This window comes from Nocardioides nanhaiensis, assembly GCF_039542785.1.
Classification (GTDB): domain Bacteria; phylum Actinomycetota; class Actinomycetes; order Propionibacteriales; family Nocardioidaceae; genus Nocardioides; species Nocardioides nanhaiensis.
The window spans coordinates 17400-32016 of the sequence record NZ_BAABIM010000003.1; the positions used below are offsets into that span (position 1 = coordinate 17400).

13 protein-coding genes are annotated in these 14617 nt (G+C 72.5%); 10 read left to right on the plus strand and 3 right to left on the minus strand.

Features of this window, described 5'->3' with window-relative positions; translation table 11 throughout:
- Positions 1–37 precede the first annotated feature (37 nt).
- The 10 genes from ABD948_RS14040 to ABD948_RS14085 all read left to right on the plus strand — a co-directional run bounded on the left by ABD948_RS14040 (position 38) and on the right by ABD948_RS14085 (position 11630).
- Positions 38–295 carry a hypothetical protein gene (locus tag ABD948_RS14040; RefSeq protein WP_345266866.1) on the plus strand — a complete coding sequence of 86 codons (258 nt, stop codon included), beginning with the start codon at positions 38–40 and terminating at the stop codon, positions 293–295.
- Positions 295–1698, plus strand: a complete 1404-nt coding sequence (locus ABD948_RS14045) for a DUF4331 domain-containing protein (protein WP_345266868.1) — start codon at positions 295–297, stop codon at positions 1696–1698. Before ABD948_RS14040 ends, ABD948_RS14045 begins: the two co-directional genes overlap by 1 nt.
- The gene (locus tag ABD948_RS14050) at positions 1695–2114 is read left to right on the plus strand and encodes a hypothetical protein (RefSeq protein ID WP_345266870.1); all 420 of its coding nucleotides are present in this window, start codon (positions 1695–1697) and stop codon (positions 2112–2114) included. The genes ABD948_RS14045 and ABD948_RS14050 overlap by 4 nt, the downstream gene beginning before the upstream one ends.
- 211 nt (positions 2115–2325) lie before the next feature.
- Positions 2326–3876, plus strand: a complete 1551-nt coding sequence (locus ABD948_RS14055; RefSeq protein WP_345266872.1) for a M20/M25/M40 family metallo-hydrolase — start codon at positions 2326–2328, stop codon at positions 3874–3876.
- Between the two features lie 187 nt (positions 3877–4063).
- Positions 4064–6391: an HAD-IB family hydrolase gene (locus ABD948_RS14060; RefSeq protein ID WP_345266874.1), complete on the plus strand. Its 2328-nt coding sequence runs from the start codon at positions 4064–4066 to the stop codon at positions 6389–6391.
- On the plus strand, positions 6391–7608 hold the full coding sequence (locus ABD948_RS14065; RefSeq protein WP_345266876.1) for a zinc-dependent alcohol dehydrogenase: 1218 nt from the start codon (positions 6391–6393) through the stop codon (positions 7606–7608). The genes ABD948_RS14060 and ABD948_RS14065 overlap by 1 nt, the downstream gene beginning before the upstream one ends.
- Positions 7609–7681: 73 nt before the next feature.
- Positions 7682–9262 carry an NPN-dependent hydroxyacid isomerase, LarAH14/15/16 family gene (gene larAH, locus ABD948_RS14070; protein WP_345266878.1) on the plus strand — a complete coding sequence of 527 codons (1581 nt, stop codon included), beginning with the start codon at positions 7682–7684 and terminating at the stop codon, positions 9260–9262.
- On the plus strand, positions 9259–10209 hold the full coding sequence (locus ABD948_RS14075; RefSeq protein ID WP_345266880.1) for a lysophospholipid acyltransferase family protein: 951 nt from the start codon (positions 9259–9261) through the stop codon (positions 10207–10209). Before larAH ends, ABD948_RS14075 begins: the two co-directional genes overlap by 4 nt.
- A gap of 132 nt (positions 10210–10341) precedes the next feature.
- Complete coding sequence (locus ABD948_RS14080) at positions 10342–10752, plus strand: hypothetical protein (RefSeq protein WP_345266882.1); 411 nt, start codon at positions 10342–10344, stop codon at positions 10750–10752.
- Between the two features lie 2 nt (positions 10753–10754).
- Positions 10755–11630 carry a serine/threonine-protein kinase gene (locus ABD948_RS14085; protein WP_345266884.1) on the plus strand — a complete coding sequence of 292 codons (876 nt, stop codon included), beginning with the start codon at positions 10755–10757 and terminating at the stop codon, positions 11628–11630.
- Positions 11631–11953: 323 nt separating this feature from the next.
- Here the strand turns inward: ABD948_RS14085 and ABD948_RS14090 are convergent, their stop codons facing one another.
- From ABD948_RS14090 to ABD948_RS14100, 3 genes are read right to left on the minus strand one after another with little or no spacing between them, the layout of a single operon-like run.
- Entirely contained in the window at positions 11954–12625 is a 672-nt protein-coding gene (locus tag ABD948_RS14090; RefSeq protein ID WP_345266886.1) for a response regulator transcription factor, read from the minus strand.
- Complete coding sequence (locus tag ABD948_RS14095; protein WP_345266888.1) at positions 12610–14085, minus strand: sensor histidine kinase; 1476 nt, start codon at positions 14083–14085, stop codon at positions 12610–12612. Before ABD948_RS14095 ends, ABD948_RS14090 begins: the two co-directional genes overlap by 16 nt.
- Entirely contained in the window at positions 14042–14593 is a 552-nt protein-coding gene (locus ABD948_RS14100) for a hypothetical protein (RefSeq protein ID WP_345266891.1), read from the minus strand. Before ABD948_RS14100 ends, ABD948_RS14095 begins: the two co-directional genes overlap by 44 nt.
- Between the last annotated feature and the right edge of the window lie 24 nt (positions 14594–14617).

Genomic DNA, 14617 nt, shown 5'->3' on the forward strand with positions numbered 1-14617 from the left:
CCTCACACCGGGGTGCCCGGATGCCTGGAGGCAGAGCATGAGCGAGACCAGCAGAAGGGGCTTCATCGCGGTCGCGGGAGCCGGTGCGGCAGCGGGGGCGGTGGCGGCGACGGCCGGCGCGGCAGCCGCGTCGGACACCGAGCGCGGCAGCGGACTGGGGTCTGGTGGCCCGGTGATGGTGTACATCGAGAACCCGGCCGCCGGCCGACTCACCGTGATGTCCGGTGACGACGAGGTGGACGTGACCGACAAGGACCTCGTCGGCCGGATCCTGCGCGCGGCGGGGGTGCGCTGATGTCCTCCCACCGCGAAGCGCCCGAGATCAGCAAGGACCCCGTGGCCGACGGCACCGACGTCTACGCGTTCGTCAGCCCCGACAAGCCCAGCACCGTCACCCTGATCGCCAACTTCATCCCGCTGCAGAAGCCCGACAGCGGGCCGAACTTCTTCGAGTTCGGTGACGACGTGCTCTACGAGATCCACGTGGCCAACTCGGGCCGGGCCACGCCCGACATCAGCTACCAGTTCCGCTTCTCCACGCGCATCCGCAACCCGCGGACGTTCCTCTACAACACCGGCCCGATCCAGAACATCAGCGACGCGGCGTGGAACCGTCCGCAGACCTACACGGTCACCCAGGTGACCCGGCGCGGCCGCCAGACCACGCGCAAGGTGCTGGGCACCAACCTGCCCTGCCCGCCGGTCAACGTGGGCGTGCGCAGCACGCCCGACTACCCGGCCCTCGCGCGGCAGGCGGTGCGGTTCCTGCCCGCCGGCAAGCGGGTCTTCGCGGGCCAGCGGGCCGACGCCTTCCACGTCGACCTGGGCAGCATCTTCGACCTCGGTGCCCTGCGTCCCTTCAACGAGGCGCACCTGATCAACATGCCCGAGATGAACGGCCGCAACTCCACGCAGTCCTTCAACGTGCACTCGATCGCCCTGCAGATCCCGATCGAGCAGCTGACCCGCACCGGCCGCCGCCCCAGTGGTGTCAGCGACCCGGCGGCGACGATCGGCGTGTGGGCCACGGCCAGCCGGCAGAAGTCGCGCGTCCTGGACCGCAAGCAGGCGCGCTACGTCGGCGTCGGCCCCTGGAAGCAGGTCTCGCGACTGGCGAACCCGCTGTTCAACGAGGTCATCGTGCCGATGGCCGAGAAGGACCGGTGGAACATCCGTCCGCCCAGCGGCGACAAGCAGTACCAGCGCTACGTCTACCGGCCCGAGCTGGCCGGGCTCCTGCCGCAGCTCTACCCGGGCGTCTTCCCCCGCCTGGCGGCCTACCGCAAGGAGCGGGCGGACCTGCACGCCATCCTGCTCACCGGCATCCCGGCCGGCGTCGTGGACGGCTTCCAGAACTTCACCGGACCGACGCCCGCGGACATGCTGCGCCTCAACGTGGCCGTCCCGCCCACGGCGGAGCCCAACCCGCTGGGGCTCGTCGCCGGTGACGCCGCCGGGTTCCCCAACGGCCGGCGTGTCGGGGACGACGTCGTCACGGTCGAACTGCGTGCCGTGGCCGGTCTGACGATCCCGCTGGTGGACCCGTCCTTCACCCCCGACGACGCGGCCGCGGCGGTCGAGGACGGCACCTCGAACACCAACGCCCCGCTGCTGGCGAACTTCCCCTACCTGGGTCATCCGGGGGGTGGCTACCAGACCGAGCCCGGCACCACCTCGGTCGGCAGCGGGCAGCGATGAGCCACGAGCACGGCCAGGACTCCCCGGACTCCCCGGAGAACCCCTGGGCCGGCCAGGGCGCCGTGATGCTGGACATCGGCGGCGACGTCGGTGCCCTCGTCGTGGAGATGCCGCTGGAGTCCGTCGGGCGCGAGGTGGAGGTGCTGGCCCACGGTCGCGTGGCCGATGTCCACCACCACGACCACGCGCACGACCATGCGCATGGGCACGACCACGACCACGGGCACGAGCACCCGCCGCACGTGGCCGTCGTCCGCCGCCCCGTCGCCGCCGGGGAGCCGGTTCCCTCGCTGGTCTTCGACTCGCTGACGGCGGGCCGCTACGACCTGGTGGAGAAGGGCACGCGCGACGTCGTCCTCACCGCGGCCGTGCGCGGTGGCGAGGTCAGCTGGCTGACCTGGCCCTCCGGGGGCTGATCGCGGCAGCTCACCGGCATCGACGGTTCGTCCGGGCCAGGGCCACCTGGCCCGGACGAACCGGTCGGGACCCGGGGGCGGTGCTGGCGATCCTGCGGTGACTCGTGTGAGGGTGGGGGCTGTCCCATCCGCACAACCCCACAGGAGCACATCAGTGCGTGCCACACGGAGCCGCGCGGCCATCGCCGCCGCGGCTGTTCTCGGAGTCGGAGTGTCACTCATCGGTCCCGCCACCACCGCGGCCGCGACCGGCGAGGACCGGACCACCCGTCCGGTCGAGCAGGTAGAGCAGGAGTCGGTCGAGCAGGAGTCGGTCGAGCAGGAGCGTCGCGCGCAGGCCAAGCCCTCGCGCAACCAGGTCCTCGACAAGGACAGCAGGGCCATCCGCCGCGCGGTCGACGAGAAGGACATCGTCGGTCACCTGCGTCGCCTGGAGGAGATCGCCGACCGCACGGGCGACCGCGCCGCCGGCCGCCCCGGCTACGCGGCGGGGTCCCGCTACATCGAGAACCAGCTCAAGAAGGCCGGCTACAAGCCGAAGCGCCAGTACTTCGACTTCACCTACACCAGCGTGAACAAGGACGACCTCACCGTCGACGGCGAGGCGCTCGAGCACATCATCATGGAGGGCTCGGTCGGCACCGACGGGCCGGTCACCGGCCCCCTGGTGGCGCCCACCGACCCGCTGGGCTGCACCGACGCCGCCTGGACCGGCGTCGATGCCACCGACGGCGTCGCGCTCGTCTCGCGCGGCACCTGCTCCTTCGCCGAGAAGGCCGCCGCCGCGGGCGCGGCAGGTGCCGCGGTCGTCGTCATCTACAACAACGCCGAGGGTGAGCTGAACGGGACCCTGGGTGGGGAGACCGGCCTGCCGCCGACCACGGGCATCACCCAGGCCGACGGCACCGCGCTGCTGGCGCAGCTGGCCGAGGGGCCGGTCGAGGCCACCGCGGACTTCGACGTGACCGTCGAGCAGCGCCGCACCTGGAACGTCATCACCACCACCAAGCGCGGCGACCGCGACAACACCGTGATGCTGGGCGCGCACCTCGACGGCGTCCAGGACCACGCCGGCATCAACGACAACGGCACCGGCAGCGCCGCGCTGCTGGAGACCGCGATCGCGCTGAAGAAGACCGGCCTGGAGAAGAAGCTGCGCAACAACATCCGCTTCGCCTGGTGGGGTGCCGAGGAGATCGGCCTGCTCGGCTCGACGCACTACGTCAACGAGCTGGTCACCAAGCGCCCCAAGGCGCTCGACAAGATCGCGGTCTACCTCAACTACGACATGGTCGGCTCGCCGAACTACGTGATCAGCGTCTACGACGCCGACGAGTCGACCTACGAGGCCGAGGCCCCCGTGCCCCCGGGCTCCGCGCAGACCGAGCGCGCCTACCGGCGCTACTTCAAGGCCACCAAGCAGCCGGTCGTGGACACCGAGTTCTCCGGACGCTCGGACTACCAGGCCTTCATCAACAACGGCGTCCCCTCCGGCGGCATCTTCACCGGGGCCGACGGCGTCAAGACCGAGCGCGAGCAGCAGCTGTTCGGTGGCCGGGCCGGCGTCATCTACGACCCGAACTACCACACCGAGGGCGACACGCTGAAGAACGTGAACCGCAAGGCCCTGCGGATCACCTCGGACGCCATCGCGCACATCACGGTCAAGCTCGGCAAGAACACCAAGGGGATCAGCCAGGTGCGCCCCGGCCCCAAGAAGGTCGTGAAGCCGGCGCTGCGCGAGGGCCTCGTGCGTCGCTGACCCGCGGCCTCGCGCGGTCACCCGCCTGATCGCCCGTCGGCGGCCCCGCCCGCCCGGTCCGTGGACCGGGCCGGTGCGGGGCCGTCGGTGCGGTGGGGCACAATCGCGACCGCACCACCGGCTCCACCAGTCACCCAGCACCCGCGGGTCCGCGCGACCCGCCTGACGTCCCCCGGGAGGACCACGCGTGAGCTCGGCAGGCATCGCCGCGAGGCTGGAGGGGCAGCACGTGCTGCTCACCGGGGTCACCGGCTTCATCGGCGAGGCGCTGCTGCACCTGGTGCTCGACCGCGTGCCCGGCGTCCGGGTCTCGGTGCTGGTGCGTCCCAAGGGCTCCACCGGAGCCGCCAAGCGCGTGGCCACCCTGCTGCGCAAGCCGATCTTCGCCGAGGTGGTCGAGACCGCCGGTGGTGTCGAGGAGCTGATGGCGGCGCGGGTCGGCGTCGTCGAGGGCGACCTGGCCGATGCGCCACCGCTGCCCAGCGACCTCGACGCCGTCGTGCACTGTGCGGGCGACGTCTCCTTCGACCCCCCGGTCGACGAGGGCTTCCGCACCAACGTGGTGGGTGTGCGCGAGCTGCTGGCCCGCATCGACGAGGCCGCCCTCGCGAGCGGTCGCGGCGAGGACTCCATCCACTACGTGCACATCTCCACCGCCTACGTGGCCGGTCGGCGGCGCGGCGTCATCCCCGAGGGTCCGGTCGAGCACGACGTCGACGTCGAGGCCGAGACCGCCTGGGGCCTGACCCAGCGCACCTCCGTGGAGGACCGGTCGCGCTCGGCCGACCTGCTCGAGCGGGAGCGGCGCAAGGCCGAGCGCGAGCACAGCCGGGCCGGCATGCTCACCGCCGCCCGCGCCACCGAGCAGGCCCGGCGCCAGTGGGTCAAGGACGAGCTGGTGCGCATCGGCGCCGAGCGGGCCCGCAGCCTGGGCTTCACCGACGCCTACACCTTCACCAAGGCCCTGGGCGAGCGCGTCGTCGAGGCGTGGACGGCGCAGGGCCGTCGCGCCTCGATCGTGCGCCCCAGCATCGTGGAGTCGGCCCTGGTGACGCCCCACCCGGGGTGGATCGAGGGCTTCAAGATGGCCGAGCCGCTGATCCTGGCCTACGGCCGCGGCGAGCTGCCGGAGTTCTCGGCCGCCGCCGACACCACCGTCGACATCGTCCCCGTCGACCACGTCGTCGCCGCGATCGTGGCGGTGCTGGCCCACCCGCCGGAGCCTGCCGCCCCCGGGTACTTCCACGTCAGCTCGGGGCACCGCAACCCGCTCACGTTCGGCGTCCTCTACGACCACATCCGCGGCTACTTCCAGCAGCACCCGTTCACGGCGGGGGAGCGCGGCGCCGTGCTGCTGCCCGAATGGCGCTTCCCCGGGGGCCAGGCGGTCGAGCGGGTGCTCGCCACCAGCGAGCGTGCCCATCGCGCCGCCGACTACGTGCTGGGCAAGGTGCCGCGCAGCGACCGCGCGCGCGAGCTGGTGCGCAAGCTCGACCAGCAGGGTCGGCGCCTGGAGTTCCTGCGCCGCTACCTCGACATCTACGCCGAGTACACCCAGGCCGAGCTGAGCTTCGAGGACGGCGCCACCGTGGGGCTGTTCCGGTCGCTCTCGGCCGCGGACCAGGAGGCCTTCGCCTTCGACACCGCGGTCGTCGACTGGCGCGAGTACCTGCAGGACATCCACTGCCCCGCGGTCACCAAGCCCATCCGACAGCTCGACGAGCGGCGCCGCAAGCGCGCCGGCGGTGGCGCCCCCACCCTGCGCACCATCGACGCCGGCTCCGACCAGGCGCCCGCCGAGGGAGCTGCCGAGATCGGTGCGTTCTTCGACATGGACGGCACCCTGCTCTCCAGCAACGTGCTCGAGGGCTACCTGTGGCTGCGCCTGCGCGAGCTGCCCACCGCCGAGCGGTGGGCCCACCTGGGCCGGGTCGCCGCCTCGGTGCCCGGCCTCCTGGCTGCCGAGCGGCGTCAGCGCAGCGACTTCCTGCGCACCGCCTACCGCGAGTACGCCGGGGCGGACCTGGCCGTCCTGGAGCGGATCGTCGACGAGCACCTCACCGGCCACGTGCTCTCCCGGCTCTCGCCCGCCGCGGTGCGGCGCGTGCGTGAGCACCGGGCGGCCGGTCACCGCACGGTGCTGATCACCGGCGCCGTCACGCCCCTGACGCGCCCGCTGCGCCCCCTCTTCGACCACATCGAGTCCGCGCAGCTGGCCGTCGACGAGCACGGGCGGTGCACGGGGCACCTGGCCTCCTCGCCGCTGGTGGGGGAGTCGCGCGCCGCCTGGATGCAGGCGCACGCCGCCGAGCACGGCCTCGACCTCGCCCGTTCCTTCGGCTACGCCGACTCCCACTCCGACCTGCCGCTGCTCGACGCCGTCGGCCACCCGGTGGCGGTGCGGCCCGACGTGCCGCTGTACCGCCACGCCAAGCGGCAGCGCTGGACCGTCGTCGACTGGGCCAGCCCCTCGCCGTCGGTGCGCAGCCTCAACCCGGCGGGAGGCCCCGGCTGATGCTCGCCCTGGAGATGTTCCGCTCGCTGCCGCGCACCGCCGTCGGCAAGGCCCTCGGCGGCCGTCTGCCCATGGTCGGCAGCGCCACCACGCCGCTGCGGCTGGTCACCCGCGAGACGCCGTCGGTCGACAAGGACGGATGGGTGCCGTTGCGCACCCGTCTCTCCGGCATCTGCGGCTCCGACCTCGGCGCGCTCTCGGGCGCCACCAGTCTCTACTTCTCGGCCCTCGTCTCCCTGCCGTTCGTGCCCGGGCACGAGGTGGTGGCCGACTTGCAGGAGGACTGCGAGGACCTGCCGAAGGGCACCCGCGTCGTCGTCGACTCGGTGCTCACCTGCGCCACCCGCGGCCTGCAGCCCTGTGCCGACTGCGCCGCCGGCGCCACCAACAGGTGCTCCCGGGTCGCCGTCGGCCACTTGCCGCCAGCGCTGCAGACCGGGTTCTGCCGTGCCACGGGAGGTGGATGGGGCCAGCAGCTCACCGCGCACCGCTCGCAGCTGCACGTGGTGCCCGCGGAGTACTCCGACGAGCAGGCGGTCCTGATCGAGCCCCTGGCGTGCGCGGTGCACACCGCCCTGCGTGCCGGTGTCACCTCCCAGCAGCGCGTGCTCGTCAGCGGAGCCGGCTCCGTGGGCCTGCTCACCACGCTGGCGCTGCGCGAGCTCACGCCCGCCGGCGAGATCATCGTGGTGGCCAAGCACGCCCACCAGCGCGAGCTGGCGCTCCGGCTGGGTGCCAGCGAGGTCGTCGCACCCCGTGAGGTGTTGCGACGCGTGCGCCGCCTGACCGGCGCCTTCCAGCTCGAGCCCGACTTCTCCAGCCCCTACCTGCTCGGCGGGGTCGACGTCGCCGTCGACGCCGTCGGCAACCGTGCCTCGCTCGAGACCGCGATGCACGCCACCCGCGCCGGCGGCCGTGTGGTGCTCTCCGGCATGCCGGCCTCGGCCGACCTCTCCGCCGCCTGGTTCCGCGAGCTCGAGCTGGTCGGCAGCTACGCCTCGGCGCGCGCCGAGCCCGCGGGTGTCGGGCGAGCCGCCGAGCCGCGTGGCGCCTTCGAGATCGCCACGGAGCTCGCGGGGCTCGACGCCGTCGCGCAGCTGGCCACGGGCGTCGCGCCCTACCCGCTGCACCGCTGGCGCGAGGCGCTCGACCACGCCCAGTCCGCCGGCCGTCTGGGCACCGTCAAGGTCGCCTTCGACCCCCGGGACACGCGATGACCCACCGACCACCCACCCCGATGGCCGCCCCGTCGGCCAGCCGTCGTCCACACCGCAGCACGAGGAGCACGTCATGAGCAGGCCAGGTTTCGTCCTCGAGGTTGACGACCGGACGCCGCCGCTGCTGGTGCACGAGGGGCTCGGGTTCCGGCTCGAGGAGTTCCCGCTCGGCACGCGCGTGGTCTACCCGCCCGAGTCGATCGAGCCCGTCGCCGACGTCGAGCAGACCATCCACGACGCCCTGCACCACCCGGTCGACTCCGACCCGCTGCCCTCGCTGCTGTTCGCCGGCATGCGGCTGACGATCGCCTTCGACGACATCTCGACCCTGCTTCCCACCCCGCAGCGGCCCGACGTGCGCCAGCGGATCATCGAGCAGGTGCTCACCCTCGCCGCCGACGCCGGCGTCGACGACGTCGTGCTCATCTCGGCCAACGCGTTCCACCGCCGTCTCACGGCGTCCGAGCTCGAGGCGATCGTGGGGGAGCGGGTCTTCCGCTCCTTCTTCGGCGAGGGGCTGCTGGTCAACCACGACGCCGAGGACCACGACAACCTCACGTTCCTGGGCAAGACCGAGGCCGACGAGCACGTCGTCATCAACAAGCGGGCCGCGGAGTCCGACCTGCTGGTCTACGTCAACACCACGCTGGTGCCGATGGAGGGCGGCCACAAGTCGGTCGGCATCGGCCTCTCGGCGTACAACTCGCTGCGCCACCACCACAACCACGACACGATGGTGAACTCGACCTCGTTCATGGACCGCCACAGCTCCGAGCTGCACGCCTCGGCCTGGCGGATGGGTCGGCTGATCAAGGACCACGTGAAGGTCTTCCAGATCGAGGCGACGGTCGACAACACCGTCTTCCCCAAGAGCATGGGCTTCCTGCAGAAGCGCGAGTGGGAGTGGTCGATCCGCGACCAGGCCACGATGCTCGCGAGCCGGCGCGCGCTGGCTGCGGCCCCCTTGAAGATGCGGCACCGCATCTTCCACGACATGCGCTCGCAGTACCGCGTCACCGGCGTCAACGCCGGCGAGGTGGAGGCGGTGCACGACCTCACGCTGGCCAAGGTGCACGAGCAGCAGCTGGTGGAGGTGCAGGGCCAGACCGACGTCCTGGTGCTGGGAGTGCCGTTCCTGGGCCCGTACAACGTGCACTCCTCGATGAACCCGATCCTGGCCACCTGCATGGGGCTGGGGTACGTGTTCAACTCCTACCGCGGCCGGCCGCCGGTGCGTCAGGGCGGCGCGCTGATCCTCTACCACCCGCTCAACGAGGGGTTCAACCAGCTGCACCACCCCTCCTACGTGGACTTCTACGAGGAGGTGCTCGCCGACTCCACCGACCCCGCCGTGATCGGGCCCAAGTACGAGCAGCAGTTCGCCCAGGACGAGTGGTACATCCACCTCTACCGCACCTCGCACGCCTACCACGGCGTCCACGCGTTCTACATGTGGTACTGGGCCTCGCACGCCATGGACCACGTGGGCGACGTCATCTGGGTCGGCGGTGACCGCCGCGTGGCCGCCCGCCTGGGCTTCCGGGCGGCCAGCACGCTGGCCGACGCCCTCGAGATGGCCTCGGGCACGGTGGGCACCAGCCCTTCGATCACCTACCTGCACAACCCGCCGCAGCTGATCGCGGACGTCCGGTGAGCGGCGGGCGCCGCGGGTTCTGGCGCGGCGGCGTCGACGACGTCCGCCAGGTCTCGCGCGGGTGGCGCTGGGGGCACCGCGCGCAGGTGCCGCGCTCGGCGCAGCCGTGGGTGCCGGAGTCGGAGTCCACGGTCTTCCGGTCCGACTGGGCGCGCACGCGGCCGGCGATCGCGGCCCGCGAGGTGGTGCAGCGCGCCGGGCTCGAGCCCGTGTTCCGATCCTCGGTGCGCACCCACGTGCAGGGCCTCGACATCCTCGACCGGCTCGAGGGACCGGTCATCTTCGCGGCCAACCACGCCTCCCACCTCGACACCCCGCTGGTGCTGCTCTCGCTGCCTGACCGGTGGCGTCGGCGCACCGCCGTCGCGGCGGCCGCCGACTACTTCTTCGACACGTGGTGGCGCGCGGTCGGCTCCTCGGTGCTGTTCAACACCTTCCCGATCGACCGGCGCGGCGGCACCATGGCCACCACGCCCGGCGAGGTCCTCGAGGAGGGCTGGAGCCTGCTGATCTTCCCCGAGGGCACCCGCTCCCAGGACGGCTGGATGGGGCGCTTCCGCATGGGTGCCGCCTACCTGGCCCACGCCCACGACGTGCCGGTCGTGCCCGTCGCCCACCGGGGCACGTTCGCGGCCATGCCGCGCGGACGCTCCTGGCCGGCCCCGGGCCGCCGTCAGCTCACCGTGCGGTTCGGCGAGCCGCTGCGCGCCCGCGAGGGCGAGTCGGTGCGCGACTTCGCCGCTCGGGTGCGCGACGGCGTCGCGGTGCTGCTCGACGAGGACTCCACCACCTGGTGGGAGGCGCGTCGTCGCGCCGCGGCCGGCGCGACGCCCGACCCCTCCGGCCCCCGGGTCGCGCAGTGGCGGCGACTCTGGGAGCAGTCGGCCTCCCCCGAGGTCGAGCCGACCGGGCGTCGGCTGGTGGCGTGGCGCCGCGACCGTTCGTAGGTGCCCAGCAGCCCGGCCGACCTCACATGAGGGGTCTCTCATGAACGGTTCATGGTGGCCTCACCGCCGTTGGGCACTGTTCTCCTCGCCAGCAGCGCACGCTTGCTGCGAATTCCGTAGGAGGAGAACCCCATGAGCAGCTCGATGCACACTCTCGTCAAGGCCGGGATCATCAGCACCGCCGGCCTGGTCGGCGGCGGCCTGATGGCCCTCGGCGTCTCCAGCGCCTCGGCCGACGACGCCGGCTACAACCGCTACGACGACGACACCGAGATCGTCACCACCGTCGACGACGACGATGACGACGACACCCGCGACCGGACCCGCGACAACACCCGCGACACCGCGACCCGCAACAGCATCAACAGCCGGGCCAGCCGCGACGCCACCAACTCCCGCTTCTCGAAGGTCAGCCGCGACAAGGACCGCAGCCGCGGCGACCTGACCCGCGACATGACCAGCGACGGCCCCGGCAAGCAGAAGCGCGACTGGTCCGCGGGCAGCACCAACGACAACTCGCGCAACGACACGCGGCGCCGCTGAGCATGGGCTCCTCCGACGCCTGGGCCCTGACCGAGGGCGACGAGATCACCCCCGAGCTGACCGCGATGCGGTTGCTCGGGGGTGGCTCCTCGTACGAGGCCTACCTGGCCTTCGACGAGATCACCTACGCCCCGGTCGTCGTCAAGCTGGTGCGCCCCGGCCAGGTGGACGACGAGTCCACCCTGCGCGGGCTGCGCCGCGAGGCGCGCGCCCTGGCCGAGGTCAACCACCCGGTGGTGGCCCGCTGCCTGCGGTCGGTCGACCACGGGGAGCGCCCGCACCTGGTCCTCGAGCAGATCGACGGCCCGCGGCTCTCCTCGTTGATCCGCCGCCACGGCGCTCTGCCCGAGTACCAGTACCTGCCGCTCGGCATCGAGATCGCCTCGGCGGTGCACTACCTGCGCCACCTCGGCTGGGTGCACCTCGACATCAAGCCGAGCAACATCATCATGGGCGCCCCGGCGCGACTCATCGACCTCTCGGTGGCGCGTCCCGTCGAGGACGCGGCGCGCCTCACGGTGCCGATCGGCACCGATGCCTACCTGGCACCCGAGCAGTGCGACCCGCCGCAGACCGGCATCCCCGGGCACGCCAGCGACGTCTGGGGTCTGTGTGCCACGCTCTTCGAGGCCGTGGCCGGCTACCGTCCCTTCGCCGACGGCGACCTCGACCACGACGACGTCGAGGTGCGCTACCCCCAGCTCACCGCCGCGCCGCGCGACCTGCCCGCGCGCCTGGCTCCCGAGGTGGTCGAGGTGCTGCGTGCCGGGCTCTCCCCGGCACCCGCCGACCGCCCGCTGCCCCACGAGGTCGCCGAGGCCCTCGAGCCCGTCCTCGCCCGCCAGCCCCGCGCCAAGCTGGCCTACAAGGTCCGCTGACCCGACGGCTCGGCCGTCTCGGCGCCTCCGCGCGTCGTGGGGGTGCCGACCCGGCGCTTCGGCGCATCGTGGGGATGCCGACCCGGCGCTTGCGCGCGCCGTGGGGGTGCCGAGCTGGCGCTTCCGCGCGTCGTGGGGGTGCCGACCCGGCGCTTCCGCGCAGGCCTCTCCCGGGCGCGTGCAAGCGACGACTCGGCTGTCTCTGGGCGCGCGCACGCGACGACTCGGCTGTCTCTGTGCGCGTGCAAGCGACGACTCGGCTGTCTCTGAGCGCACGCACCCGACGACTCGGCTGTCCCCGGGAGCGCGCGCCGGGTCGGTGGTCAGGGGACGAAGCGGTAGCCCATCCCACGGACGGTGGCGATGGTGGGGGCGCCGAACTTCTTGCGCAGGTAGCCCACGTAGACGTCGACGACGTTGGAGCCGGGGTCGAAGTCCAGGCCCCACACGTGGTCGAGCAGCTGCTCGCGCGAGAGCACCTGCCCGGGGTTGAGCATGAAGATCTCGGCCAGGGTGAACTCGCGGGCCGAGAGGTCGACCTCGCGACCACCCACCGTCGCGCGGCGGGTGCGCAGGTCCAGCCGCACGCCGCCGGCCTCCAGCGCCTCGCGGGCACCGTTGCCGCTGCCGGCCTGGTCCTGGCGCAGCCGCAGGCGCACCCGCGCCATCAGCTCGGCGAAGCGGAACGGCTTGGCCATGTAGTCGTCGGCGCCGCCCTCGAGGGCCGAGACCGTGTCGGTCACCGAGTCGCGGGCGGTCAGCACGATGACCGGCATCCGCGACCCCTGGGAGCGGAGCTGGTCGAGCACCTCGAAGCCGTCGATGCCGGGCAGCCCGATGTCGAGCACCATCAGGTCGTAGTCGCCGCCGAGGGCCTCGTCGAGGCCGCTCTCGCCGTCGGGGCTGATGGCAGCGACGTGGCCCTCGGCCCGCAGCCCCTTGGCCACGAAGGAGGCGATGCGCGCCTCGTCCTCGACGATCAGGATCCTGGCCATGCGCCCTCCCGTGGCAGTCGCAGCTCGAAGCGGGCCCCGCCGCCCGCGGCCTCGGTGACACCGACGGTGCCGCCGTGCGCGGTGGCGATGGCCTTGACGATGGACAGACCGAGCCCGAAGCCCTCGTCGCCGGGGCGCACCAGGCTGCGGCCGAAGCGCTCGAAGACGTGCTCGCGGTCGTCGACGGGCACGCCGTCGCCGGTGTCGCGCACCCACAGCCGCACCCACCCGTCCTCGAGCGCCGACCCGACGGCGATCTCGGCCCCGGCGTCGGTGTGCTTGGCGGCGTTGTCGGCCAGCTGGAGCACCGCCTGGGTGATCCGCTGCTCGTCGACCACCACCTGGCCGGCGCCCTTGCCGTCGAGCTTCCAGTCGCGGTCGCCGAGGGCGCGGCTCTTCGCCAGCATGCTGTGGGTGAGCTTGTCGAGGTCGACCTTGCGCGGGGTGAGGAAGTCGGGACGGCGGGCCTTGGCCAGCAGGACCAGGTCCTCGACCAGCCGCGTCATCCGGTCGATCTCGTCGAGCACCAGGTCGCGGGTCTCGGCAACGTCCTCGGCGTCCCCGTGCTCGAGCAGCTCCACGTGGCCACGGACCACCGTCAGCGGGGTCTTCAGCTCGTGGCCGGCGTCGTCGAGGAAGTTGCGCTGGGCCTCGAAGCCCGCCTCCAGACGGTCGAGCATGTCGTTGATGGTGTGGGTCAGCGCCGTGACGTCGTCGTTGCCCCGGGCCGGGATCCGACGGGAGAGGTCGGTGGCGGTGATCTCGCGGGCGGTGTCGCGCAGGGTGGTGAGCGGGGCGAGCAGGCGTCCGGCCTGCCAGAAGGCGAGCGCGGTGATCAGCGCCAACGAGAGCAGCGTGATGATCGCGTAGGTGCGGATGGTGCGGTTGAGCTCGCTGCGCTCCTCGGCGAGGAGGTTGACGATCACCAGCGCGCCGGGTGCGTCGCGGTCGATGCGGTTCTCGACCGGCACGACGGTGACCCAGACCTCGCCGTACTGGGGACTCTCGTAGACCTCGGTACCGCCGCCGGTGAGCCGCGAGGCCACCACCTGCTCGTACTCGGCCTCGTCCAAGATCGCCCGACCGAACCGGTTGGGGGAGCTGTCGAGCACCTCGCTGCCGAGGTAGGTCACCAGGATCTCGTCGTCGTCGGTGACGTTGCGGTCCTGGAAGAGGCTCAGCAGCCGCTCGGTGTCGGCGAAAGGCGCTCCCGTCAACGGGTCGTCACCGGCCTGGAGGGCGCGGAACTCCAGGATCTCCTGGTCGATCTGCTGGTTGGTGTCGCTGTCCACCTGGGCCGACTCGAGTGCGTAGACCAGGATGCCGGCCGAGGTCATGGCGGCCGCAGTCACCACCATGATGGTGGCCGCGATGCGGGTGCGGACCGAGAACTGCAGGATGCGTCGACGACGGGCCTCAGTCGTCGTCGTCCCCGTCGTCCCCGTCGTCGTCCCCGTCATCGTCGCCGTCGTCGTCGTCCCGGTCGTCGTCCCGGTCGCCGCCGCCCGGTCGCGGCCCGCCACCGGAGCCGCCGGAGCCGGAGCCGCCGGAGCCGCCGGAGACGGATCCACCGCTGCGGGCATCTCCCTGGTCGTCTCGCCCGGAGCGGGATCCTCCGTCGTCGCTCCGCGTCTGCTCACGGGTGCCTTCTGGGGCCGGCGCCGGCGCCACGTCGTCATCGTCGTCCTCGTCGCTCTCGTCCGAGCCGTCGTCCAGATCGTCGCCCAAGTCGTCGTCCAGGTCGTCCCGGTCGTCGTCGCGCCCCGGACCGCGATTATCGCGCGTCGGCCGGTCACCGGGTGTGCGCGAGGGCTCGTCCGCAGGCTCGGAGCTCGGCACCTGGCCGATGATGACCGGGCGGCTGCGGTTCCCGTCGTCGGCCGCGGAGGGGCCCAGCGTGCCCGCCACGTACGCGGCGAGCGGTACCACCAGCGCGACGCCGAGGAGCGCCTTCCACAGGTTGCTCATGGCAGCAGGCTCCTCGCGCAGCGT

Coding starts and splice junctions, on each gene's coding strand:
- ABD948_RS14040 (WP_345266866.1), top strand. CDS start 38: ATGAGCGAGACCAGCAGAAGGGGCTTCATCGCGGTCGCGGGAGCCGGT.
- ABD948_RS14045 (WP_345266868.1), top strand. CDS start 295: ATGTCCTCCCACCGCGAAGCGCCCGAGATCAGCAAGGACCCCGTGGCC.
- ABD948_RS14050 (WP_345266870.1), top strand. CDS start 1,695: ATGAGCCACGAGCACGGCCAGGACTCCCCGGACTCCCCGGAGAACCCC.
- ABD948_RS14065 (WP_345266876.1), top strand. CDS start 6,391: ATGCTCGCCCTGGAGATGTTCCGCTCGCTGCCGCGCACCGCCGTCGGC.
- larAH (WP_345266878.1), top strand. CDS start 7,682: ATGAGCAGGCCAGGTTTCGTCCTCGAGGTTGACGACCGGACGCCGCCG.
- ABD948_RS14080 (WP_345266882.1), top strand. CDS start 10,342: ATGAGCAGCTCGATGCACACTCTCGTCAAGGCCGGGATCATCAGCACC.
- ABD948_RS14085 (WP_345266884.1), top strand. CDS start 10,755: ATGGGCTCCTCCGACGCCTGGGCCCTGACCGAGGGCGACGAGATCACC.
- ABD948_RS14090 (WP_345266886.1), bottom strand. CDS start 12,625: ATGGCCAGGATCCTGATCGTCGAGGACGAGGCGCGCATCGCCTCCTTC.
- ABD948_RS14095 (WP_345266888.1), bottom strand. CDS start 14,085: ATGACGGGGACGACGACGGGGACGACGGGGACGACGACGACTGAGGCC.
- ABD948_RS14100 (WP_345266891.1), bottom strand. CDS start 14,593: ATGAGCAACCTGTGGAAGGCGCTCCTCGGCGTCGCGCTGGTGGTACCG.